Origin of the sequence: Eisenbergiella porci (assembly GCF_009696275.1) — a bacterium.
Lineage (GTDB): Bacteria > Bacillota > Clostridia > Lachnospirales > Lachnospiraceae > Eisenbergiella > Eisenbergiella porci.
Genome location: NZ_VUMI01000011.1, coordinates 98392 through 120863, shown reverse-complemented (window position 1 = coordinate 120863; position 22472 = coordinate 98392). Strand labels below are relative to the sequence as shown.

The 22472-nt window shown below is 50.3% G+C and carries 22 protein-coding genes; 21 read left to right on the top strand and 1 reads right to left on the bottom strand.

Features of this window, described 5'->3' with window-relative positions:
* Positions 1-1578 (top strand): AAA family ATPase, encoded by a 1578-nt coding sequence (locus tag FYJ45_RS09025; RefSeq protein ID WP_195841746.1) that lies wholly within the window; start codon positions 1-3, stop codon positions 1576-1578.
* Between the two features lie 197 nt (positions 1579-1775).
* Here FYJ45_RS09025 and FYJ45_RS09020 read toward each other — a convergent pair whose 3' ends face one another.
* Entirely contained in the window at positions 1776-2258 is a 483-nt protein-coding gene (locus tag FYJ45_RS09020) for a DUF402 domain-containing protein (RefSeq protein WP_154464337.1), read from the bottom strand.
* A 326-nt stretch (positions 2259-2584) separates the two neighbouring features.
* Between FYJ45_RS09020 and FYJ45_RS09015 the strand changes: the two genes are divergently transcribed.
* The 20 genes from FYJ45_RS09015 (at position 2585) to FYJ45_RS08920 (ending at position 22466) form a co-directional block, all read left to right on the top strand.
* Complete coding sequence (locus tag FYJ45_RS09015) at positions 2585-2842, top strand: AtpZ/AtpI family protein (protein WP_021634372.1); 258 nt, start codon at positions 2585-2587, stop codon at positions 2840-2842.
* On the top strand, positions 2814-3314 hold the full coding sequence (locus FYJ45_RS09010; RefSeq protein ID WP_021634373.1) for an ATP synthase subunit I: 501 nt from the start codon (positions 2814-2816) through the stop codon (positions 3312-3314). Before FYJ45_RS09015 ends, FYJ45_RS09010 begins: the two co-directional genes overlap by 29 nt.
* Positions 3311-4030: a F0F1 ATP synthase subunit A gene (atpB, locus tag FYJ45_RS09005; protein WP_021634374.1), complete on the top strand. Its 720-nt coding sequence runs from the start codon at positions 3311-3313 to the stop codon at positions 4028-4030. The genes FYJ45_RS09010 and atpB overlap by 4 nt, the downstream gene beginning before the upstream one ends.
* A gap of 93 nt (positions 4031-4123) precedes the next feature.
* Positions 4124-4375, top strand: coding sequence for an ATP synthase F0 subunit C (gene atpE / locus FYJ45_RS09000; protein ID WP_009251917.1), 252 nt, complete (start codon positions 4124-4126; stop codon positions 4373-4375).
* Between the two features lie 44 nt (positions 4376-4419).
* Positions 4420-4983 (top strand): F0F1 ATP synthase subunit B, encoded by a 564-nt coding sequence (gene atpF, locus FYJ45_RS08995; protein WP_081745178.1) that lies wholly within the window; start codon positions 4420-4422, stop codon positions 4981-4983.
* Positions 4971-5519 carry an ATP synthase F1 subunit delta gene (atpH, locus tag FYJ45_RS08990; RefSeq protein WP_021634377.1) on the top strand — a complete coding sequence of 183 codons (549 nt, stop codon included), beginning with the start codon at positions 4971-4973 and terminating at the stop codon, positions 5517-5519. Before atpF ends, atpH begins: the two co-directional genes overlap by 13 nt.
* 30 nt (positions 5520-5549) lie before the next feature.
* A complete protein-coding gene (gene atpA / locus FYJ45_RS08985) occupies positions 5550-7055 on the top strand; it encodes a F0F1 ATP synthase subunit alpha (protein ID WP_021634378.1) in 1506 nt (501 codons plus the stop codon).
* Positions 7056-7074: 19 nt separating this feature from the next.
* The gene (gene atpG / locus FYJ45_RS08980) at positions 7075-7983 is read left to right on the top strand and encodes an ATP synthase F1 subunit gamma (protein WP_154464336.1); all 909 of its coding nucleotides are present in this window, start codon (positions 7075-7077) and stop codon (positions 7981-7983) included.
* A gap of 117 nt (positions 7984-8100) precedes the next feature.
* Complete coding sequence (gene atpD, locus FYJ45_RS08975) at positions 8101-9492, top strand: F0F1 ATP synthase subunit beta (protein ID WP_021634381.1); 1392 nt, start codon at positions 8101-8103, stop codon at positions 9490-9492.
* A 10-nt stretch (positions 9493-9502) separates the two neighbouring features.
* Positions 9503-9907, top strand: coding sequence for an ATP synthase F1 subunit epsilon (atpC, locus tag FYJ45_RS08970; RefSeq protein ID WP_021634382.1), 405 nt, complete (start codon positions 9503-9505; stop codon positions 9905-9907).
* Between the two features lie 159 nt (positions 9908-10066).
* Entirely contained in the window at positions 10067-11008 is a 942-nt protein-coding gene (locus tag FYJ45_RS08965; RefSeq protein WP_154464335.1) for an AAA family ATPase, read from the top strand.
* A 71-nt stretch (positions 11009-11079) separates the two neighbouring features.
* A complete protein-coding gene (locus FYJ45_RS08960; RefSeq protein ID WP_154464334.1) occupies positions 11080-12213 on the top strand; it encodes a DUF58 domain-containing protein in 1134 nt (377 codons plus the stop codon).
* Positions 12203-13594 (top strand): hypothetical protein, encoded by a 1392-nt coding sequence (locus FYJ45_RS08955; RefSeq protein WP_154464333.1) that lies wholly within the window; start codon positions 12203-12205, stop codon positions 13592-13594. Before FYJ45_RS08960 ends, FYJ45_RS08955 begins: the two co-directional genes overlap by 11 nt.
* 172 nt (positions 13595-13766) lie before the next feature.
* On the top strand, positions 13767-14561 hold the full coding sequence (locus tag FYJ45_RS08950) for a hypothetical protein (protein ID WP_154464332.1): 795 nt from the start codon (positions 13767-13769) through the stop codon (positions 14559-14561).
* 154 nt (positions 14562-14715) lie between these two features.
* Positions 14716-15861 (top strand): class I SAM-dependent methyltransferase, encoded by a 1146-nt coding sequence (locus FYJ45_RS08945; RefSeq protein WP_154464331.1) that lies wholly within the window; start codon positions 14716-14718, stop codon positions 15859-15861.
* A 10-nt stretch (positions 15862-15871) separates the two neighbouring features.
* A complete protein-coding gene (locus tag FYJ45_RS08940) occupies positions 15872-18400 on the top strand; it encodes a hypothetical protein (protein ID WP_154464330.1) in 2529 nt (842 codons plus the stop codon).
* Positions 18401-18662: 262 nt separating this feature from the next.
* The gene (locus FYJ45_RS08935) at positions 18663-19523 is read left to right on the top strand and encodes a helix-turn-helix domain-containing protein (protein ID WP_154464329.1); all 861 of its coding nucleotides are present in this window, start codon (positions 18663-18665) and stop codon (positions 19521-19523) included.
* Between the two features lie 91 nt (positions 19524-19614).
* Entirely contained in the window at positions 19615-20445 is an 831-nt protein-coding gene (locus FYJ45_RS08930) for a TraX family protein (protein WP_154464328.1), read from the top strand.
* Between the two features lie 21 nt (positions 20446-20466).
* Positions 20467-21138, top strand: a complete 672-nt coding sequence (locus FYJ45_RS08925) for a response regulator transcription factor (protein ID WP_154464327.1) — start codon at positions 20467-20469, stop codon at positions 21136-21138.
* Positions 21117-22466 carry a sensor histidine kinase gene (locus FYJ45_RS08920; protein WP_154464326.1) on the top strand — a complete coding sequence of 450 codons (1350 nt, stop codon included), beginning with the start codon at positions 21117-21119 and terminating at the stop codon, positions 22464-22466. Before FYJ45_RS08925 ends, FYJ45_RS08920 begins: the two co-directional genes overlap by 22 nt.
* Positions 22467-22472: the final 6 nt, after the last annotated feature.

Sequence of the window (22472 nt, the reverse complement as noted above, 5' to 3'; positions counted from 1 at the left end):
ATGGATTCTATTTTGTATGTATATGACACAACTAGTTTGAGTAATTTAAGAAACAAACTTAACGATTACAAATTTTATAGTATCGCTTATTTTTTTAATATAGGCGACACTTTAGATAATCTCTATGAAATAGGTTTTGAACGATTCGAAAAAAGTGTTGTTGATCTGACTAACTTAGTTAAAGATAATAATTTCTATAAGATTTTTTCTGAACGGTATATTTTAACGTTATGCAGTAGTATTGAAGAAATCCATTTTTGCATTAATTATGATTGGCTTGAGAAATTGACAGAACAATTCCCGTATTTATTTGATAATGAGAATATCAATTATGAATTTCAAAAAAATTTCGAAAAGGAAATATTAAAACCGGAATCATTGAGTGCAAATATAGCCAACACTTTAATACTTAATACATATACAAATACCGAAAAGATAAAAGAACACTATAAGTCTGGAGAGATAATTTCACTATCCAATTTAATCGATGAATGTGAAGGAATTTCTTTTCGGTACAATATTGATAATATACGTAAAACACTAGAATCTCAGAATATTAAATATGTTGACATTTCCTCTGTAATAAGAATGTTTAGATTGCGACAGGATCTCATTTTCCCATTTGAAATTCTCATACAACGAATCTTATTAAACGGGAATATTCAATATTGCATAGAACAATCTCTTGTAGCAGACGCAACCGCACTATTTCCTTTTTGGATCATTGAAAAAGAGCCTATCAACGAGGAAAAAGATGAGAATGATTTCATAAAAGAACCTCCGCAAATTGATGTTGGAGAGGTATCCTTACTCTCTCAAAAAATTTGTGAAAAGCTCAGAGGACACGATGAGTTTAAAAAAGATTTCCACAAAAATCTGCTCAAATTCTTTTTCCTTAACAGAATGGGCGAACAGAAAATATTATCAATTATGTTATGTGGAAATTCAGGAATTGGAAAGACGCAATTCGCTAAGTTTATGTCAGAAACAATGTTTCCAAGAGAACCACTAATAAAAATCAATTTTGGCAATTATTCCACAGAAGGAGTTTTAAATAGTCTAATAGGTTCTCCGCTTGGGTATGTTGGAAGCGAAGAAGGTGGAGAGCTAATCAACAAGATAACTACATCTAAAACAAAAATTATCCTCATTGATGAATTTGAGAAAGCAACTCCAAGTGTCTACAATTTCTTTTATGAATTGTTGGAAGATGGTATATTTACGGATCGACACGGCGTTGAGCACAATCTTAATGGGTACATTATGGTTTTCACCTCAAATATGACCCAAAGTGAATATTCAAAGAAAATTCCAGATTCCTTAAAGTCTAGGTTTGATATGGTTTATTATTTTGTTGATTTGCCTATAGAAGAAAAACAGCAATACATACAAGTTACGGCACTTCGCTTAATTGAAAAGTTGGAAAAGAACTTTGGGAAAAAAGTCAATATTCAAGATATTAGTTTAGAACTATCTGAATTATCTCAATATAACAATCTAAGAAATATCAAGAAAGCAGTTGAGGATAGAGTGTTTAATGCTTTTCTAGATATTTATGTAGATGGAACGAGCGAATAAAAGGAAAAGGGTATCGCTGTATTATGAGCGATACCCTTTTTGCACCTGTTTGTCAGCCGTTAAGTTTATATGTTTTTGATACTTCCTTATCGGCGTCCGCCAAATGGTCCGCCTTTTGTTGAATACAGGGCCGGCCTGCAAATCGCAGCGGCCGCTGGCCTTATGCCTGTGCCGCCGGTTTCGTATGGGCCTGGCGTTCAGGGGAAGTCGAACCTGTCGATGGGAGCCGTGAGCGAGGGCATATCCCCGGCATATACGCGTTCCAGAAGCGAGTTCAGGGAATGCAGCGCCGATTTAAGCTGCGACACGGTGATCAGGTTTTCTTCCAGGGCCTGGGCCATTTCACCGATGTCCACCACCTTGACAAAACCGTCCGGGTAGACGATTACATCCGCAAGGAGATCGGTGACAACAAGCGTATTCTTTTGTTCATCAAAGTCATGGGAAATAATGTCGCAGTAGTAGTAGAGCAGCCTGTAATCGGCCGCATAGAATTTGCTTACTTTGTAGCCCTCCCTGAAATAATAACAGGAAAAGCCATGGTGGAGATCCTTTCTTGGTCTGATTGTCTGCCAGCCGGTTACCAGAATCCCGGCTTCGTTCAGAAGAATCCGGTCGTTTTTGAGAAGAATGCATTCTTCCGGTATCAGACGTCTTCTGTACAGAACGGGGTCTTTCATAAGAGCCTCCCTCTCCTGCCGGCCGGAATACGCAGTGCAAAGCCTGCCGTGCAGGGTGCGCCAAATATTAGGAAAACGAAGATAAATGTGAAGGAACGCAGCATTTAAAAACGAAGTATGTATTTGTCCAAAATACTACACTTACCGGGACAAAATGTCAATGAAAAAAACCACTGTTTTGGTAGACATATTACGGGAAAATGGGTATAATCATAAATGAGCGTTTTAGGGTAAGCCTGAAAATTAATTGTACCCGTTATGGCCGGGGCAGGCAGTTCTCAAATGTGCGATGTCCCGCAGGATAACAGACGGGGAAAGGGAAGCCGATGAAACTGGATAAAAATGTTTTCAGATATTTAACGCTGATTACGCAGTTCGGTATCTATATGCTTGTTCCGATCTTTTTATGCTCCTTTGCAGGCATGTTTTTAGATAAAAAGCTTGGCACTTCTTTTTTTATGGTCATACTGTTCTTTATCGGAGCCCTTGCCGGTTTCAGGAACATATATGTATTGGCACAGAAATTAACCAGGGACAAGAGTAAAGGTTGCCGTGATGAGAAATCTTCTGGAAAAAGTAAATGAGACAGTTCTGGAACTGTGGACAGGCATCCTGATATGGGGGGCTGCCTGTCAGTTAATTCCCATATGGTTTATAAAGGATAAGGGAGGCTACAGCCTCGGCCTGTGGATCGGAGTGATCCTTGCGTCAGCTGCGGCCTTTCATATGTGGTGGTCCCTTGACCGCGGCCTGGACCGGGAGGGCGCCGCCCAGGGCTTTATCAGAAAGCATGCCTTCATCAGGTATGCCGTGATAGTTGCGGTATTTGCGGTGGTAATGCTGACCGGTGCCGCCAATCCGCTGGCCGCTTTCCTGGGAATTATGGGACTTAAGGCGGCGGCTTACATGCAGCCCTTTATCCATAAGCGGCGGCATCCGGATACGGAGGGGCAGGCTGATGCTTCCCTGCTTTCGTCCCCGCCTGATTTGAGTATGTGCGGCGGCGCACATACGGGATCTGAAAATGAAGAAAAGAAGGAGGTGAACCTAGGATGAATACTGGAATTCTGATGTCCGCGGATTCGGGAGTGGATTTCATGATACATGGAATCTTTTCCTATAATTTCTTCGGACACGAGGTGTGGATTACAACGACACACGTATGCCTGCTGATCGTTATGCTTGTGATTATCGGGTTTGCCATTGCCGCCAACCGTGCGATGAAGCATGCCTCAGAAGTGCCCGGAGGCTTCCAGAATGTTGTGGAGATGATTGTCGAGAAGCTGGACGGCATGATTCACAATGTAATGGGAAAGAATGCCGTGAAGTTTGCGAACTATATCGGAACGATATTTATTTTTATTCTGATAAGCAATATTTCCGGACTGTTCGGCCTGAGGCCGCCCACGGCGGACTACGGTGTGACGCTTCCCCTGGGTCTGCTTACGTTTACGCTGATCCATTACAACAAACTGAAGCACCAGAAGCTGTCAGGCGTATTAAAAGGACTATGTGAGCCATGGCCTATCTGGGCGCCGATTAATATTATCGGTGATGTGGCAGTGCCTATCTCATTGTCGCTGCGTTTGTTTGCCAACGTGCTTTCAGGCACCGTTATGATGGCGCTTGTGTACGGGCTGCTGAAGTGGTTTGCGGTGATCTGGCCAGCGGCGCTGCATGTGTATTTTGACCTTTTCTCAGGCGCAATACAGACCTATGTGTTCTGTATGCTTACGATGACATATATATCGGATGCCATCGGTGATGACTAAACATGGAAACAACAGCGCCCGGCAAGCCGGCGCAATTGTTCATAAAAAAGAAATTATTTTTACCCGCCGGGAGGCGGAGGAATGGAGGAAATTATGGAGTTCAATGAAAGCTTTATTTTGGGATGTTCAGCAATCGGTGCAGGTCTTGCGGTTATTGCAGGTATCGGACCTGGTGTAGGACAGGGTATTGCCGCAGGACATGCTGCAGCAGCGGTAGGACGCAACCCCGGCGCAAAATCCGATATCACATCCACCATGCTTCTTGGACAGGCAGTTGCCGAGACAACAGGTCTGTACGGCCTTCTTGTTGCCATGCTGCTCATGTTCGTTAAACCGCTGATTTAAGGTGCGGCCCCGACCGGAAAAAAGAATGAAAGGAGGCTTGCATCTTGACGACAAAATTAGCGATGGCAGCGCTTTTGACTGCTGACGGAATGACACCCCGCCTGTTTGACCTGGATTTCCAGCTGCTGGCGGACGCAGTGCTTTCCATTATTGCAGTATTCGTTCTGTTCCTGGCCCTGTCCTATTTCCTGTTTAATCCCGCAAGGGAGTTCTTAAAGAAGAGACAGGACAAAATCCGGAATGAACTGGAAGAAGCAAGAGTCAGCCAGGAAGAAGCTGCCGCTTTGAAAAAGAAGTATGAGGACAAGCTGGCAAATATCAATAAGGAAGCCGATGATATCCTGAGTGCAACCAGAAAGAAAGCCATGGCCAACGAAACCCGTATTATTACGGAGGCCAGGGATGAAGCGGCCAGAATCGTGGCGAGAGCCAAGATTGAGGCGGAGCTTGAGAAGAAGAAGGTTGCGGACGAGGTGAAAAAGGAAATGGTTTCCCTCGCTTCCGTACTTGCGGGCAAGGTAATCGGCACCACAATCGATGCATCCGCACAGGATGGCCTGATTGATGAGACTCTGAAGGAAATAGGTGATAGCACATGGCTAAGCTAGTTTCGGAAACTTACGGAGAAGCGCTGTTTAGCCTGGGGCTGGAAAAGGGAATTGTGGACAGCCTTATGGAGGAGATCGATGCCCTCCGCGGAATACTGGAAGAAAATCCCGGCTTTTCCAGGCTGATGAACCATCCGGACATCGGCAGGGACGAGAAGCTGGAGGTCCTTCAGAAGGTTTTTGAAGGGAAGCTTTCGGATACCATGTACGGTTTTCTGGAGGTGCTGATTCACAAGGGCCGTTACGGCGCTGCAGAAGATATTTTTACTTACTATACGGACAGATATAAGGCCTATCACAGGATAGGGGTGGCTTTTGTCACAAGTGCGGTGGAGCTGACCGGGGCGCAGAAGTCCAAGATTGAGAAGCGCCTGCTTGAGACCACGCAGTTCGATAAAATGGAGCTGCATTTCAGCCTGGATGAGGAGCTGATTGGCGGGCTTGTTATCCGGATTGGCGACAGGGTGGTGGATTCAAGCATCCGTACAAAGCTGGAAGGGCTGCAGAGGCAGCTGATGAAGGTACAGCTTTCGTAACAACAAGAAAATGAGGAAGGTTGAAAGTCCATGAATTTAAGACCAGAAGAGATTAGCTCGGTTATAAAAGAACAGATAGAGCGATACTCCTCCAAGCTGGAAGTGGCGGAAGTTGGTACGGTCATCCAGGTTGCGGACGGTATCGCGCGTATCCACGGACTTGAAAACGCAATGCAGGGCGAGCTTTTGGAATTTCCCGGTGAAGTGTACGGAATGGTACTGAACCTGGAAGAGGATAATGTGGGTGCCGTTCTTCTGGGCAGCCAGAGAAATATCCGCGAAGGCGATATCGTAAAGACCACCGGCAGGGTGGTTGAGGTTCCTGTAGGCGATGCGATGACAGGACGTGTAGTCAATGCCCTTGGACAGCCGATCGACGGCAAAGGGCCTATCCAGACGGACAAATACCGCAAGATTGAAAGGGTTGCGTCCGGCGTAATTACAAGAAAATCTGTAGATACTCCCCTGCAGACAGGTATTAAGGCGATTGACTCCATGGTGCCCATCGGAAGAGGGCAGCGTGAGCTGATCATAGGCGACAGGCAGACCGGAAAGACTGCCATAGCAATTGATACCATTATCAATCAGAAGGGGCAGAATGTTAAATGTATCTATGTGGCAATCGGCCAGAAGGCATCTACGGTTGCAACGATAGTAAAGACCCTGGAAGAATTCGGCGCCATGGCTTATACCACGGTGGTCGCATCCACCGCAAGTGAGCTGGCACCGCTGCAGTATATTGCGCCTTATTCCGGCTGTGCAATCGGCGAGGAGTGGATGGAGAACGGCGGCGACGTGCTGGTGGTTTATGATGACCTGACCAAGCATGCGGCGGCTTACCGTACCCTGTCGTTGCTTCTTAAGAGGCCGCCGGGACGTGAGGCATATCCCGGTGACGTATTCTATCTGCATTCCAGACTGTTGGAGCGTGCGGCGAGAATGAGCGAGGAGTACGGCGGCGGTTCCCTGACTGCGCTTCCGATTATTGAAACGCAGGCAGGCGATGTTTCCGCTTATATCCCTACCAACGTTATTTCCATTACCGACGGCCAGATTTATCTGGAGACGGAAATGTTCAATGCGGGCTTCCGTCCTGCTGTTAATGCGGGCCTGAGCGTTTCCCGTGTAGGCGGTGCAGCGCAGATTAAGGCCATGAAGAAAATTGCCGCTCCCATCCGTGTGGAGCTGGCGCAGTACAGGGAGCTGGCGGCTTTCTCACAGTTTGGATCCGATCTGGATGCGGATACCAAGGAGAAGCTTGCACAGGGCGAACGTATTAAGGAAGTTCTGAAGCAGCCTCAGTATAAGCCGATGGCTGTAGAGTACCAGGTTATTATCATTTATGCCGCTACCAACAAATATCTGCTGGATATTCCGGTAACCGATATTACAAGATTTGAGAGCGAGCTGTTTGAATTCCTGAACGTGAAGTATCCGGAGGTTCCGGCGGCAATCCGTGAGGAAAAGGTAATTTCCGAGGAGACGGAAAAAACGCTGATTAAGGCCATTGAGGAATGCAAGGCACAATTCAGGTAGAAAGAACAGGTGAATTTGTATGGCTTCCATGAGAGATATAAAAAGGCGGAAGGGGAGTATCCAAAGTACCCAGCAGATTACGAAAGCCATGAAGCTGGTCTCTACCGTCAAGCTGCAGAAGGCCAAGACAAAAGCCGAGGAATCCAAGCCTTATTTTGACACCATGTACCAGACGGTCCGTTCCATTCTGAGCATGTCGGAGAACATCAGCCACCCGTATCTGGACGGCGGAGCCGGCAGTAAGAAAGGGGTAATCGTCATTACCTCCAACAGGGGGCTGGCCGGCGGCTACAATTCCAATATTACCAAGCTGATTACCAAAGGGGACTTTTCCAAGGAGGACCTGGAAATCTATGCTGTGGGTAAGAAGGGCAGGGATACGCTGGAAAGAAACGGCTACCATATCGCCGCCGATTATTCGGAGGTGATGGAGGAACCTTCCTACCATGATGCCATGCATATCGGAAGGCGTGTTCTTGAGGCTTTTGAAAAGGGTGAGATTGGAGAAATCTACCTGGCCTATACAATTTTCAAAAATACAGTGGTGCACATTCCGGTTCTGGTGAAGCTGCTCCCCGTATGTACGGATGACTTCGCCGGAGAAAAGTACTGCCGCGGGAGCCTTTCGGGCTCTGAGGCGGAAACGCCGGAAGAACAGCAGGGACCCACAGCGCCCATGAATTTTGAAATGGAAGAGGTGGATGCGCTGGATCTGCTGATACCCAAATATATTACCAGTATGATTTACGGAGGCCTTCTGGAGGCTTCCGCCAGTGAGAACGGCGCGAGAATGCAGGCTATGGATTCCGCAACGAGCAATGCGGAGGATATCATTGAGGAGCTGACGCTGCTGTACAACAGGGCGCGTCAGGGCTCCATTACGCAGGAGCTGACGGAGATTATTGCAGGCGCCCAGGCAATCAGTTAATGATTGTCTGCGATCAGCTAATCATTGCCTGTAAGCTGCTTATGGCTGCGGGCGCAGTGACTGGCTGCAGGCAGTTAACTGCCTGCGGGTATTTACGAAACAGGAAAGGAAACAACAATGGCAGAGAATAAAAACGGAAAAATCACGCAGGTAATCGGCGCGGTTCTGGACGTGAAATTTGAACAGAACTGCCTGCCGGATATCAATGAAGCGCTGAAAATTCCTACCAGAAGCGGCGGCACGCTGGTTGCAGAGGTTGCCCAGCATCTGGGTGACGATATTGTGCGCTGTGTTGCCATGGGTTCCACGGACGGACTGGTGAGGGGAATGGACGTTATCGCCACAGGCGCCCCCATCTGTGTCCCGGTAGGGGAGAAAACGCTGGGACGTATGTTTAACGTCCTGGGAGAGCCGATAGATAACCTTCCGGCACCCACCGGAGTGGATTATGAGCCCATTCACAGACCGGCGCCGGATTTTGAGGAGCAGTCAACGGAAACGGAGCTGCTGGAAACAGGCATTAAGGTAGTCGATCTGCTCTGTCCTTATCAGAAGGGCGGCAAGATCGGCCTGTTCGGCGGCGCGGGCGTAGGAAAGACGGTCCTGATCCAGGAGCTGATCCGTAATATCGCCACAGAGCACGGCGGATATTCCGTGTTCACCGGCGTAGGCGAACGTACGAGAGAAGGAAATGACCTTTATTATGAAATGAAAGAATCCGGGGTTATCGATAAGACCACCATGGTATTCGGTCAGATGAACGAGCCTCCGGGAGCGAGAATGAGAGTCGGACTTTCCGGCCTGACCATGGCGGAATATTTCCGTGACAAGGGCGGTAAGGACGTGCTTCTGTTCATTGACAATATTTTCAGATTTACCCAGGCAGGTTCCGAGGTGTCCGCGCTTCTGGGACGTATGCCCTCTGCAGTAGGCTATCAGCCCACGCTGCAGACGGAAATGGGCGCCCTGCAGGAGCGTATCACATCCACCAAGAACGGTTCCATTACTTCCGTTCAGGCGGTATACGTGCCTGCCGATGACCTTACGGACCCCGCTCCGGCCACAACCTTCGCCCATCTGGATGCGACAACGGTACTTTCCCGTTCCATCGTAGAGCTGGGTATTTATCCGGCGGTTGACCCGCTGGAGTCCACCTCCAGAATTCTGGATCCCAGAATTGTAGGGGAGGAGCATTATCGTGTGGCCAGAGGTGTGCAGGAGCTGCTGCAGCGTTATAACGAGCTGCAGGATATCATTGCTATCCTGGGTATGGATGAGCTTTCCGAGGAGGATAAGCTGGTGGTATCCCGTGCGAGAAAGGTACAGAGATTCCTTTCCCAGCCCTTCTTCGTTGCAGGGCAGTTTACAGGAATGGAAGGAAAGTATGTTCCGATTTCCGAAACCATCCGCAGCTTCCGCGAGATTCTGGAAGGTGAGCATGACGATATTCCGGAGAGCTACTTCCTCAACGCGGGAAGCATTGACGATGTGCTTGCCCGTGTGAAATAGAGGTGCATTTATGGCAGAGGACAGGAATTTTACATTGAAAATCATCACGCCGGAACGGGTTTTTTATGAAGGGCCGGTGTCTATGGTGGAGTTCAATACAACGGAAGGGGCAATTGGTATCTATAAGGGCCATATTCCCATGACCGTTATGATTAAACCGGGCATTCTCACCATTACTACGGATGAGGGCAAAAGAGAAGCGGCGCTGCATGCGGGATTTGTGGAAATACTGCAGACACAGGTGACCGTGCTTGCTGAAGTGGTGGAATGGCCTGAGGAAATTGATGCAAACCGTGCAAAGGCAGCGTTGGAAAGGGCAGAGGAACGCATCAGGCGCCATGAACCGAATACGGATCTGGCAAGGGCGGAAACTGCATTGGACAGAGCCATGGCACGTATTAACGTTTTAAAATAAAAGGGAGGAGAAAGCAGGTGTAATCTTTAAGGATATGCCTGCTTTTTCTTAAGTATTCCCGGCGGCGTACATTGCATAACAGTTTACATGGAACAGGACTGCTGTTTACGGTACTGCGGCCGTTTGCAGCCATAATGTTCCGGGGCGGGAGGAAAGACGATGCATGAAGATATTAACAAGGTATTGGAAAATGTGGGAAAGGTAATTATCGGAAAGAAGGATGTGCTGGAAAAACTGCTGGCCGGACTGCTGGCGGACGGGCATGTGCTTCTTGAGGATGTGCCGGGGACAGGGAAGACGAAGCTGGCAAAGGCCCTGTCAGCCTCACTGGGCGTGGATTTCGGCAGAATCCAGTTCACGCCGGATATGCTGCCTGCGGATATCACGGGTATGCATATTTACAGCAGGGAAACGGAACAGTTTGAATGGAAGGAAGGGCCGGTGTTCACCAATATCCTGCTGGCGGATGAAATCAACAGGGCCACGCCCAGGACTCAGGCCGGACTGCTGGAATGTATGGAGGAGCGCCAGGTGACGGTGGACGGAGAGACACGGAAGCTGGCTGAGCCTTTTTTTGTAATCGCCACACAGAACCCGGTGGAAACTGCGGGAACCTTCCCTCTTCCTGAGGCACAGACGGACCGTTTTATGATGAAACTTTCCATGGGGCTGCCGGACAGGGAAGAGGAAATCCGGATTCTGGAAACCTACCGGGAAAAGGATCCTCTCCTGGAGCTTAACGCCGTCATGACATGCGAAGAGCTGATTGCGGTAAAGAGACAGGCGGAGAAAACATATGTGCATCCGCTGATAAACGGTTATCTGGCGGATATTGTCCTTGCCACCAGAAAGCAGGAAAAGGTGGTAATGGGAGTAAGCCCCAGAGGAACACTGGCCCTGATGCGGTGCTGCAAGGCGCTGGCCTGTATGGAGGGAAGGGATTATGTGACCCCTGATGATGTGAAAAAGCTGGCTCCTGCGGTATTGGCCCACAGGCTGGTGTTTTCCTTCGGAAGGAGCCGGCAGGAGGAAGCGGTGAAGCTGATGGAAGAAATTCTGAAAAGCGTGCCGGTGCCGGTGGAGGATTTTAGCAGGAGATAGCTTGCAGGTTGCCGTTTTCAGCCGTTTTTTGCAGGATAGCTGGATACGGCGGCGGCTTCAGGGGAGAAATTATGCTGATTATTTGGATTGGACTGGGCGCTGTGCTGCTGTTTGCGGCACAGGCGTGGATATACAGCCACTATTGGGAAAAGGGCTTGTCCGCGGAGTTGCTTTTTTCCAGGGAGAGTGCGGTGGAGGGGGAGGAATGCCTTCTGCTGGAGCGGGTGGAAAACCGGAAGCTCCTTCCCCTTCCCATGCTGAAGGTAAAATTCCAGGTTTCCAGGAACCTGCGGTTTTCCGACGAAGGGGACGGCGCGGTCACCGATAAATATTACAGGAACGATATTCTGTCATTGGGGCCGAGACAGCGTGTGACGAGGAAAATACCCTTCCTCTGCGGAGCCAGGGGCTATTACCGTATCCGGGGGCTGGATCTGGTGGCGGCGGATCTGTTCCTGACAAGAGAGATGATTGCGGAGACGGAGGCGGACACCACGCTGTATGTTTACCCAAGACCTGCGGCGGGGGTGGAGCTGGATACGGCGCTGCAGAAGCTGAACGGGGAAATCCTGGCAAAGAGACACATGCTGGAGGATCCTTTTGAATACCGGGGAATCAGGGAATATGCGGCTTTTGATGAAATGAAAACCATCAACTGGAAGGCCACGGCCCGGATGGGAGAGCTGATGGTGAATATGCGTAATTTCACCTCCCTGCGGGCGGTGCGTATTTTCCTGAATCTGGAGGATTCCGGCATCCTGAAAAACGACAGGCTGGTGGAGCTGTGTGTTTCCATTGCGGTCCGGTTTGCAGGAGAGCTGCTGGGGCAGGGAATCCGCGTGGCGGTATATGCCAACGGCAGGGATGTGCTGACCGGGGAACCCATGAAAATGCAGCCAAGCGCGGCGCCGGGGCATATGGAAAGCATTAACCGGGCTTTTGCCAGGCTGGATTTGGAGAAGGAAGTATACCCGTTCGGCGAGGTGTTTGAACGGGAGCTGGAGGAAGAGGGAAAGGATATTGCCACACTGTTCCTTTCGGTGGATCGGAGTGCGGCGTTCCAGGAACTTATACGGCATTTTGCAGGAAGCGGCGCGGATTTTAGCTGGATGTGCCCGTTGTTTCCAAGGATGGAGGGCCTGGTGGAGGACGCCGAACTGCATTTTATCAGGCTGAATGCGGAGAAAATGCTGAATGGAAAATAAATGGATTGATCGCTGCATGATGTGTCTTGAGGTTTTGATGAATTTCCTTGTGATTTTCTGCCTGGAGACGGTAATATTTGTTTCATTTCCCGATATGGAAAAGATATTGGAGGCTGAAAACGGGCAGTTCGGCGCTCCCGGTCTGTTCCGGCAGATCCTGCTTATGGCAGTTCCGTTTCTGTTTTTGCTGATCCGGGCGAAGGCGGCCCATTTTATGAGCTTTGTGGCGCTGCATGGCGCTGTTGCTGCGGGGGCGGTACTTCTGCTGGGACAGGGCACGGCGCAGAGGGTCTGCTTCGGGGGTTTTGTGTCGATTTATCTGATGCTTTCCTTTATGCTCCGGATTTCAAAGCAGAGAATCGGGGAAGGACAGCTGGGGGCGGTGGCTGCGGGAATCGGTGCCGGCGCTTCTTTCCTGCTATGCGCCTATATGGGGATGGAGGCCGGCTGCGGCCGGATTATTAATACAGCGCTGCTGTATACCTTTCTCTTTTTTGTATACTCCTATCTGGAGCATCTGGATCGGTTCGTACAGTTTAACCGCAGTAGCAATGCCCATATCCCGGTGAAGAAAATGCTCGTAAGAGGCGGGACAATGGCGGGGCTTTTCGGTCTGTTCACGGTGATAATCCTGGGTGCGGGCACGAATAACCGGCTGGTGCAGGGAATGATGGATCTGGTAAAAAAGCTCGGCTATTATATTGCCAGGGCCATTGCCATAGCTGCCAGCTTTTTACTGCAGCTTTTTTCCGGCAAGGAGCAGGAGCCTGTGACGGAGATTGTACAGCAGCGGCAAATGGATATGGGTGTTGGCGAGGCGGCAGCCCAGCCAGCCTGGCTGGAACTGTTGATTAAAATCACGGAATATCTGATGGCGGCAGCAGTGGCGGCGCTGCTTTGTTTCCTGGTATATAAGCTGGTCCTTGCCGCAATCCGGCGTTTCTATGAAAAGGGGAATGCGGTGGAGGTGGAGGAAGGCAGGACGACGGAAATCCGGGAATCCCTGGAACGGGACAAAAGAAAACGGGACAGGGAAAAAGCTCTCCCTCTCCTGGCCAGAAGCCCGGAGGAGAAGATCAGGAAGATTTTTGTTAAAACCGTTAAGAAGCTGGGGCTTTTGCCGGCGCCGGAGACAGGACGCTGCGGCCGGGGTTCATGGAAAAAAGAGGAAGAAAGCATGACGGACGGCAGGATCCACACGCAGACAGCCAGGGAAATCCTGGAGGCCGGCTGCTTTACCGAAACAGAAAACCTGAAGGCGGCTCAGGAGCTGCTTGGGCTGTATGAAAAGGCCAGATACTGCGGCGGCTGCACGAAGGAAGAGGCCGCAAGAGCAGGGCAGGCGGCAGACAGAATTACAGAAAAGAAAAAAATGGCATAAACCCTTTCCTTTCAGGGCGCATAACATAAGATAAAGGCTGATTGGATGTGAAGCGTCTGAGCCGGTGTCTTATCTCATTCATATTCCGTCTTGCGGCGCAGCCTGCCGCGCCGAATATCAATGAGATAAGATACCGGGCTTCAGGGGCGGAGTGTCCGGAAAGGAAAATGGAATGGACGATATCAGAAAATTCCCGGGCCGATTTCCGGAAGAACCCTACCGCGAAGAAAGCGAAGGACGGAGAATGCCCGGTTACAGAGGAAAACAGCGAAGTTACAGAGAGTACAATATGGAGGGAACTCCGGAGGAGTGGAGGAACGGGGGAGCGAATATGAATTATGGCTGCCCTTATGGAAACTGCGGCGCACCGGGGAGCCCCCTTCCTTTTTATATGACCTATCCCATGCCCATGTACTGGGAGGAAGAGGACGATGCAATTCGTGATCTGGAATATTTTCTTCAGCTCTATCCCCAGGATGCCCAGCGTTATCAGAAAAAAATCAGTGATATCCTGGATACCATGGATTACAACGGCAGCATGATTTATGATGAATATCCTGACCGGATGGCGCTTTACCGTCTGGGAGAGGATATTTATAACAAGATAAGAAGGGAAGAGGAGCAGGCTGATGAGGGCCGGGCGGCGGTGGAAAGAGAGCTTGCCGCCGGAGCTTCCGCAAGAAAAAAGGACGGAGAGGAAATCCAGGCACGTGTGCCGGACGGAGAGGAAGCTGCGCCGGAGGAGGCCGCGGCAGTATCTGAAACGGCGGCTGTCATCCCGGGGCCGCAGCAGATGCAAATCACTTCCCACAGGGAAGAGGAATGGAATCATAGAAGAGATCTGATTCAGGCCCTCCTTTTTTACGAAATATTCCGCAGAAGACACGGAAGAGGAAACCGGATCAGGAGCGCATCCTATGGCGGTTTTTCGGTTTTTGGGGGAAATAAGGGATTTTATAAATTCTAGTTGTGCATTTCAGACAAAGGAATTAAAATAGATTCAGACTTTTGACGGCGCCGCGCACCGGGCCTGCTGTGGTATCAGGGCAGGCCGGCGGCGCAGCCGGAGTGAAGCCACTGCGGATGTTGGCGGAAAATACGGAGAAACAGCAGGTATTGTTATGGAAGAATTATACAAGCTTTTGCAAGAGAGCCTGAATGAAAGGCTGTATCAGATAACGGCGGGAGGCCCCAGAAAAAAGGATGGAGCTGTCAGGCTGAAGCTGCGGCCTGTCATGATAAAGGACGAGCTGTGCTTTCAGATGGAGAGTTACCGGGGAAACCAGGTATTTCACCACAATGTAAGCGCTGCCGAAGCCATGGAAGAAATGGGAAAGGCCATGGAAGACAGCTTCCGGCAGCTTGATGTGGAAACCATGGATTTCCAGGCGGTGGCCCTTGTCAGTAAGAAAGGGAAAATAACAATAAAAAAGAAAAAAAGCGGAGGGGAAAAAGCGAAGGAGCTTTCCCTTTCCCATAACAGAGCAAAAAAATATATTCTGGAGGAAGGAAAGCCGGTTCCTTTTCTTGTGGATCTGGGTGTGCAGACTCAGGACGGCAGGATTGTGAAGAGCCGTTATGATAAATTCAGGCAGATTAACAGATTTCTGGAATTTATTGCGGATATTATGCCTATACTTCCTAAAGACAGATGTGTGCGCATCATAGATTTCGGCTGCGGCAAAAGCTATCTGACCTTTGTCATGTATTATTATCTGCATGAGCTTTGCGGCCTGGATATCCGCGTTACGGGGCTGGATTTGAAAAAGGAGGTCATCCGGCATTGTCAGGAGCTGGCGGATAAATACGGGTATGAAGGCCTGGAATTTTTGCAGGGTGATATTGCGGATTATTCCGGGGAAGAAAAGGTGGATATGGTGGTCACGCTGCATGCCTGTGATACGGCTACGGATTATGCTTTGTATAAGGCCGTGTGCTGGAATGCGGAGGTTATCCTGTCCGTTCCCTGCTGTCAGCATGAGATGAACAGGCAGATCGCATGTGATATTCTTAAGCCCGCCCTCAAATACGGACTGGTAAAAGAACGGATGTCGGCCCTTCTGACGGACGCGCTGCGCGGAAACCTGCTGGAGGAGGCAGGCTATGACACGCATCTGCTGGAGTTCATTGATATGGAGCATACGCCGAAGAATATTCTTATCAGGGCGGTGAAAAGGAAGGGGACAAAGCCGGCGGATACCGGCATACAGGAAATGACGGACTTCCTGCACGTACATACCTGCCTGCAGGAACTTTTGAAGCAGTAAAGGAAGCGGAATGAAGAAAACAATTATTAAGGGCTGCGTGTTTGCGGCGACATTTATCGTGGTGCTGATTGTCAGCAGCCTGTTTCTGAACAGAGGGAATACGGATATGACGGCGGAAATGAAGCTGCCGGAGCTGCCTCTTGTCTATGTAAACGTGGGAGAGCAGCATGTGAATATGATGCGCGGCTTTTTAAACGCTATGGATGAACAGTATATGAAGGAAAGCATTATGCCCATTGAGTCGGACAGAAGGCTGTCCTTCAGCGTAAAAAAGTACGGGCAGTCCGTGGAATCCCTCGCCTTTGAGGTGCGCAGCGTGGACGGCAGCCGTCTGGTGGAAAATACGGAAATCACCAATTACCGGACGTTGGGGGATACGCTGACGGCGGATATCGTCCTGAAGGATCTCATTGAGGAAAAAACAGAATACGGGCTGACCTTTCTCGTGAATCTGGAGGATGGCAGGTGCGTCCGTTATTATATGCGGATTATTCAGGCGGACGGCTACGGCGTGGAGGAAAAGCTGGAATTTGTGAGGAATTTTAATGCGGCTACCTTCAGTGACGGATGGCCGGGCGAGTTTGGCAAGAATCTGGAGCCGAAAAGCGACGCCGATAATACTACGCTCAGCCGGGTAACGATAAACAACACCGCATCCCAGATTGGCTGGGCCGGGCTGGAGGTGGAGCAGATAACGGAGCCGGTTTTCACCATCCGGGAGATTTCGGAGGAGACCGCATCCATTACGGTGGAATATCTGGTAAACTACATCCGGCAGGGCAGGGAAACCTACGCCTCCGTGGAAGAGGTTTACCGTGTCCGCCAGGGAACGGACCGGATGTATCTGCTGGATTATGAACGGCAGATGAGTGAAATTTTTGCGGAGGATAATTCTGCCTTTGTGGGAGATAAGATCGTGCTGGGCATTACGGATCCGCATGTGGAAATGATGGAGAGCGACGGGGGCAAAATACTTGCGTTTGCCCAGGCCGGCGTGCTTTACAGCGTGAATGTGACGGACAACAGGCTTTCCAAGCTTTTTTCCTTTTACGATTCTGAGGGAAGGGATGAAAGAACCTTCTACAGCGGACATGATTTTAAAATCCTTCAGGTGGATGAAGCGGGAAATGTATTTTTTATGGTATACGGCTATATCAGCCGGGGCCGCAGGGAAGGTTATACCGGAGCGGAAATCTATCTGTACAATAATTCCCTGAACACGGTGGAGGAGCTGGCATTTATCCCCAGCACCAAATCCCCGGAAATCTTTGAGGCGGAGCTGGAACGCCTGGCCTATATCAACGGTAAGAACGAATTGTATCTGCTGATGAATAACCAGATTAACTGTGTGAATCTGGATCGGCAGACGGTGGATGTGATCGCGGAGAATATGAGCGGGGATACCTACCAGGTATCGGACAGCAACCGTATGATTGTGTGGCAGAATGAGGGGAAAAAATATGCCAGCAGCAGCCTGACCCTGATGAACTTAAACAGCGGGGAGCAGATGAAGATAGAAGCGGGAAGCGGCAATTATATCATGCCTCTTGGCTTTATGGGTGAGGATGTGATATATGGCGTGGCGAGGCAGTCGGACGTGATTCTTGATGATACGGGAACCATGATTTTTCCCATGTTCCAGGTGAGAATACAGGATGAGAACGGAAAAGTGCTGAAAACCTATGAAAAAGACGGCTTCTATACCACGGACTGCAGTATTAACGGAAATCAAATTAATCTGAGCCGTGTGGAGAAAGATGGGGAAGGTAATTATGCGGCCGCGCCCAATGATCAGATTGTGAGCGGGGCGGCAGAGGTAGTCAAGAGCAATAAGGTTATCACCATTCCGGTGGATGATTGTGAAACCATAACCGAAATACAGATGAAATCGGCTCCTGACAGCAAGAAGCTGAAGCGGCTTACGCCTAAGGAGGTTCTGTACGAGGGCAGCAGGGAAATTCAGCTGCCGCAGGCGGAGCAGCCTATGGAAAGCTATTATGTATATGGGCCTGACGGGGAGGTGGCCATCCTTTCCACTGCGGGAGAAGCCATCAGCCTTGCCTATGAAATCAGCGGCACAGTGACCGGGGAAAGCGGCGCTTATGTATGGCGGAAGGACAAAATCAATACCAAGAACCAGATTATGGCCATTGAAGCTTCGCCGGTAACGGAGGACAAAAACAGCCTGGCAGTCTGTCTGGATACGATTCTGGCATATGAAGGAATTATGAGAAACTCGGAATATATGCTTACCCAGGGCAAGACGGTGCAGGAGGTGCTTCAGGAAAACCTGGAGAATGTGCAGGTGCTGGATCTGTCCGGCTGCACACTGGACAGCGTGCTTTATTATCCGGACAGAGAGATTCCCGTACTGGCCATGCTGGGCGACGGCAATGCAGTGCTGATTATCGGTTTCAATGAAAAGAATGTGGTGCTGATGAATCCGGAGACGGATAAGGTATACAAAATGGGCATGAACGATGCGGCAGACTGGTTTACGGAAAATGGCTGCCACTTTATATCCTATGTGAAAAAATAACAGCCGGCGCCTGCGGGCGGCCCGGTCCGTGCACTTTTTTCTTTAGATTATTTTCTTAAGATTAAGGGTGTACGGAACAGACTGCCCTGCGGGAAGCCGGCTGCAAGTATATTCCGGGAGTACGCATAAAATGGCTGTTTCCGGGCAATGCAACCGATAGTTGCGGTGATGAAAAGCAGAATTGGTAGTGCAACTTTGGCTAAATCCCTTATAATGCAAGCCAACGGAAACGATAAATTTTAACACAGCAGGAGGTTATGTTATGAATATTGAGATCGCCAACAGGCTTGTAAATTTAAGGAAACAGAACAGTCTGTCTCAGGAGGCGCTGGCGGAAAAGCTGGGCATCAGCCGTCAGGCGGTAAGTAAATGGGAAAGAGCTGAAGCATCGCCGGATACGGATAACCTGATTCTGCTTTCACGGATTTACGGAATTTCCATGGATGAGCTGCTGCGGACGGAGGATGAGATCCCCATGCCGGAAAATGAGGAAATGCCGGAGAAGGAGGAGGAAGCATCGCCGGTACCGGCCGGGGATGGCGGCCCTTTTTCGGGAGACGCTGCGGGGACTGCATCGGATGGACGGTGGAACACACCGGAATATGTACATATCGGCCTGGACGGAATCCACTGTAAGGATAAGGACAGCGAGGTGCATGTGGGCTGGAAGGGGATCCATGTGGTGGATACGGAGGATGAAGTGCACGTGGATTCCAACGGTGTCTATGTCAATGGTGAAAAATATGACGGCAGATATCTCTGGGAGCTGGCCAGGCCGGAGTTCCCCTTTGCGGTTCTGGTAATTGCAGCCTTTATCGTTATTGGCGTCCTTACCGGGGCGTGGCATCTGGCCTGGGTAATCCTCCTTACGATTCCTCTGTGGCATACCTGTCTGGAAGCTTTCCGGAAAAGGGATATGATGAGGTTTGCCTTTCCTTTGCTGACCTTCCTTATTTTTCTGCTCCTTGGCATCTTCAAGGGGCTGTGGCATCCGGGATGGCTGGTATTTCTGGCAATACCGGTGTACTATGCCGTTGCAGATTATTTCAGAAGATTGAAGAAAGAAAGGACGAAAGAAGATAACCAGGGGGAAAATTATAAAGAAGAGGATTCTTCCTTATAAAATCCTTAGAATTTCCTGCTATCCTTTGAATTGAAAAAATAAGGGGAATGTATGACGGAGAGTTTGCATTCCCCGGATTCAGGAGGCAGGTATGATGGAAAAAAGAAAGCAATGGAAGGGTCTCACGGATTTTCAGCTGAAGTGGCTGGCATTGGTATTGATGGTATTTGACCATATACACTATTTTTTTGAGTTTACGGGAAAGGTTCCGGAATGGTTTTCCATGCTGGGCAGGGTGTCGGCACCGCTGTTTTTGTTCTGTCTGCTGGAAGGCTTTGCGCATACGCGGAACCGGAAAAAATATTTTCTGCGGATTTATGCCATTGCCGTGGGCATGGGAGCGCTGCAATATGTATTTCTCAGCTTTGTGAGACGGCCGGATGGGTTTGTGCCGCAGAATCAGATGCTGGCCACCTTTTCCATTCTGCTGGTCATCCTGCAGGGGATTGAATGGTGCAGACAAAAACAATGGCTGAAGGGGCTGTGCGCGGTATTGCTGCCGTTGTTGTGGCCGGTGCTTGGAATGGGGCTTATATATCAGGTTCCCGCTTCCACGCCTGTGGTGCTGATTCTGCACTATACGGTCCTCCCCATGCACACGGCAATTATGGATGGCGGAACATATTTTATCCTGGAAGGCCTTCTTCTTTATGGATTGAGGAAAAACAGGGCTCTGCAGGCTGCCGCCTTTTTTGCGGCGGCGCTGCTGCTGGAGGGGCTGGCGCCCTTCCTGCTTACTCCGGGAGCGGAATTCCGGATGCTTTTTACGCAGATGTATGGATGGATGAGCGGTTTTGCCGCCATACCGATGTATCTGTATAATGGAAAGCGGGGAAGAGGGAACAAAAAGCTGTTTTACTGGTTTTATCCGGCCCATGTATATGTACTGTACGGGATATCCTGGGTGATGCAGATTTTCTAATGGCAGCAGGAGTGAAAAGCGATGGCAAGAATAATTGTGGTGGATGATTCGGAGGATATCTGCCGTTTATTAAAAAGAGCCCTGGAAAAGGATGGGCATTCTGTAACGGCGCTGCCTGATACGCAGGAGCTGGATGAGAAGCTGTGCAAAGCGGCGGATCTGATTTTGCTGGACGTAATGATGCCGGGAGAGGACGGCGTGGCTGCCTGCGGGCGGATACGCGCATTTACAGACTGTCCGATTCTGTTTCTTACGGCCAGGGGAGAGGATGAGGATGTGCTGAACGGGCTGGGTGCGGGCGGGGATGATTATCTGACCAAGCCCTTCAGTATTTTACAGCTCCGGGCAAGGGTGGAGGCGCATCTGCGCCGGGAACGCCGGGTGCCTTCTTACCGGTTTGTTTCCGGTGGACTGCGCTTTGACCTGCAGGCGAAAAAGGTATATGCCGGGGAACGGGAGCTGAGTCTGACCAGAAGCGAATATTTGCTCTGCGAGACGCTGGCCAGGCATCCGGGGCTGGTATACACGCGGGAGCAGCTATTGGAGGAGGTCTTCGGATTTGATAGCGATTCCGGGGAGGCGTCGGTGACGGAGCATATTAAGAACCTGCGCGGGAAGCTGGCCTCCTGCGGCAGCGCACCGATAGAAACGGTCTGGGGAATGGGATACCGATGGAACAGCGAAAAAGCATAAGCTTAATTTGGATTCTTGTAAAATACATGATTCTGTGCATCCTGGCGGCAGGCGCTGCTTTCCTTGGCTTCTGGGCGGGGATGAGCCTGCTGCTGGGTTCCGGTGCGCTGTACGCCGCCAACGCCGGGGAGCGTATGGCTCAGGAGGCCGCGGCGCGGATGGAACAGGAGGGGATAACAAAGGAGCTGGTGCCGGATTTATGTGGATATGTGATATGGGAAAAGGGGAGTCTTGTGGATAGTGACCTGAACGGCAAAGCGCTGCGTGCTGCCGGGAACTATCGGGAAAACGGAAAAAACGCAGCCGGCCGGTTTCATATTTCGGTCAAAAATGGGGAGAAAGAGGCGGTACTGCAGTATACCTTCCATATGCAGCTTGCCGATCCAGCATGGAGAAAACGGATACCAGGCTTTGAAGGGCTTTATATGACTTTCTGGGGCGCGTTTTTTATCGGCTCCCTGGTACTGCTTACATTTCATTATGTAAAGGTGATTAAGGCCAGGCTGAGGGTGCTGCAGGAGGCTGCGGTCAACCTGGCCAGAGGAGAACTGGAGCGTCCGCTTGGGAATCCGGGGATCCGGGAATATAACGAGGTGATGAGGGCCATGGAACAGCTGCAGGCGGCGCTGCGCCAGTCTCTGCAGGAGCAGTGGAAAATGGAACACAGCAGAATCGCCCAGACAAGCGCCCTGATCCATGATTTGAAAACACCTTTGACAGTGATTGACGGGAACACCCAGCTTTTGGCGGAGACTGAGCTGACAGAGGAGCAGCGGGAATACGTGGATGCTGTTCTGAAAAATACGGCGGCGGCGGGGGAATACCTGGAACGGCTGAAAAAAATTGCCCGCAGTCCGGCAGAGGGCGCAGCGAGGAAGACAGCAATGTCCGGGGAGCATGTACAGGCAGAACTGCTCCGGGAGACTGAGGAGCTTTGCAGGGTATATGGGCTTACTGTGAAGGGGGATAAGACAGAGCTGCCGGAGCTGGAGGCGGTTTGGCAGGATATAAAAAGAGCCGTGCTGAACATTGTCCGCAACGCGGCGGAGCATACGCCCCGGGGCGGGCAAATATACCTGCAGTTTATATGGACGGCGCCCTGGCTGGAAATACTGGTCACTGACGAAGGACCGGGATTTACCCAAAAGGCGCTGCGGCATGGCCTGGAGCCAATGTACACAGAGGCGGAGAGCCGTCCCCAGAACGGACATATGGGCATTGGCCTTGCTTTTGCCCAGGAGACGGCCAGGCTTCATGGGGGAAGCGTGCGGCTGTCAAACACGGAGGAAGGGCATGGCCGGGTAAGCTTGTGCATCCGGTCGGAATGAAATGGT

Bases quoted from the DNA above. Each gene is read 5' to 3' on its own strand.
- FYJ45_RS09025 (WP_195841746.1), top strand. From the start codon at position 1: ATGGATTCTATTTTGTATGTATATGACACAACTAGTTTGAGTAATTTA.
- FYJ45_RS09020 (WP_154464337.1), bottom strand. From the start codon at position 2,258: ATGAAAGACCCCGTTCTGTACAGAAGACGTCTGATACCGGAAGAATGC.
- FYJ45_RS09015 (WP_021634372.1), top strand. From the start codon at position 2,585: ATGAAACTGGATAAAAATGTTTTCAGATATTTAACGCTGATTACGCAG.
- FYJ45_RS09010 (WP_021634373.1), top strand. From the start codon at position 2,814: ATGAGAAATCTTCTGGAAAAAGTAAATGAGACAGTTCTGGAACTGTGG.
- atpB (WP_021634374.1), top strand. From the start codon at position 3,311: ATGAATACTGGAATTCTGATGTCCGCGGATTCGGGAGTGGATTTCATG.
- atpE (WP_009251917.1), top strand. From the start codon at position 4,124: ATGGAGTTCAATGAAAGCTTTATTTTGGGATGTTCAGCAATCGGTGCA.
- atpH (WP_021634377.1), top strand. From the start codon at position 4,971: ATGGCTAAGCTAGTTTCGGAAACTTACGGAGAAGCGCTGTTTAGCCTG.
- atpA (WP_021634378.1), top strand. From the start codon at position 5,550: ATGAATTTAAGACCAGAAGAGATTAGCTCGGTTATAAAAGAACAGATA.
- atpG (WP_154464336.1), top strand. From the start codon at position 7,075: ATGGCTTCCATGAGAGATATAAAAAGGCGGAAGGGGAGTATCCAAAGT.
- atpD (WP_021634381.1), top strand. From the start codon at position 8,101: ATGGCAGAGAATAAAAACGGAAAAATCACGCAGGTAATCGGCGCGGTT.
- atpC (WP_021634382.1), top strand. From the start codon at position 9,503: ATGGCAGAGGACAGGAATTTTACATTGAAAATCATCACGCCGGAACGG.
- FYJ45_RS08965 (WP_154464335.1), top strand. From the start codon at position 10,067: ATGCATGAAGATATTAACAAGGTATTGGAAAATGTGGGAAAGGTAATT.
- FYJ45_RS08960 (WP_154464334.1), top strand. From the start codon at position 11,080: ATGCTGATTATTTGGATTGGACTGGGCGCTGTGCTGCTGTTTGCGGCA.
- FYJ45_RS08955 (WP_154464333.1), top strand. From the start codon at position 12,203: ATGGAAAATAAATGGATTGATCGCTGCATGATGTGTCTTGAGGTTTTG.
- FYJ45_RS08950 (WP_154464332.1), top strand. From the start codon at position 13,767: ATGGACGATATCAGAAAATTCCCGGGCCGATTTCCGGAAGAACCCTAC.
- FYJ45_RS08945 (WP_154464331.1), top strand. From the start codon at position 14,716: ATGGAAGAATTATACAAGCTTTTGCAAGAGAGCCTGAATGAAAGGCTG.
- FYJ45_RS08940 (WP_154464330.1), top strand. From the start codon at position 15,872: ATGAAGAAAACAATTATTAAGGGCTGCGTGTTTGCGGCGACATTTATC.
- FYJ45_RS08935 (WP_154464329.1), top strand. From the start codon at position 18,663: ATGAATATTGAGATCGCCAACAGGCTTGTAAATTTAAGGAAACAGAAC.
- FYJ45_RS08930 (WP_154464328.1), top strand. From the start codon at position 19,615: ATGATGGAAAAAAGAAAGCAATGGAAGGGTCTCACGGATTTTCAGCTG.
- FYJ45_RS08925 (WP_154464327.1), top strand. From the start codon at position 20,467: ATGGCAAGAATAATTGTGGTGGATGATTCGGAGGATATCTGCCGTTTA.
- FYJ45_RS08920 (WP_154464326.1), top strand. From the start codon at position 21,117: ATGGAACAGCGAAAAAGCATAAGCTTAATTTGGATTCTTGTAAAATAC.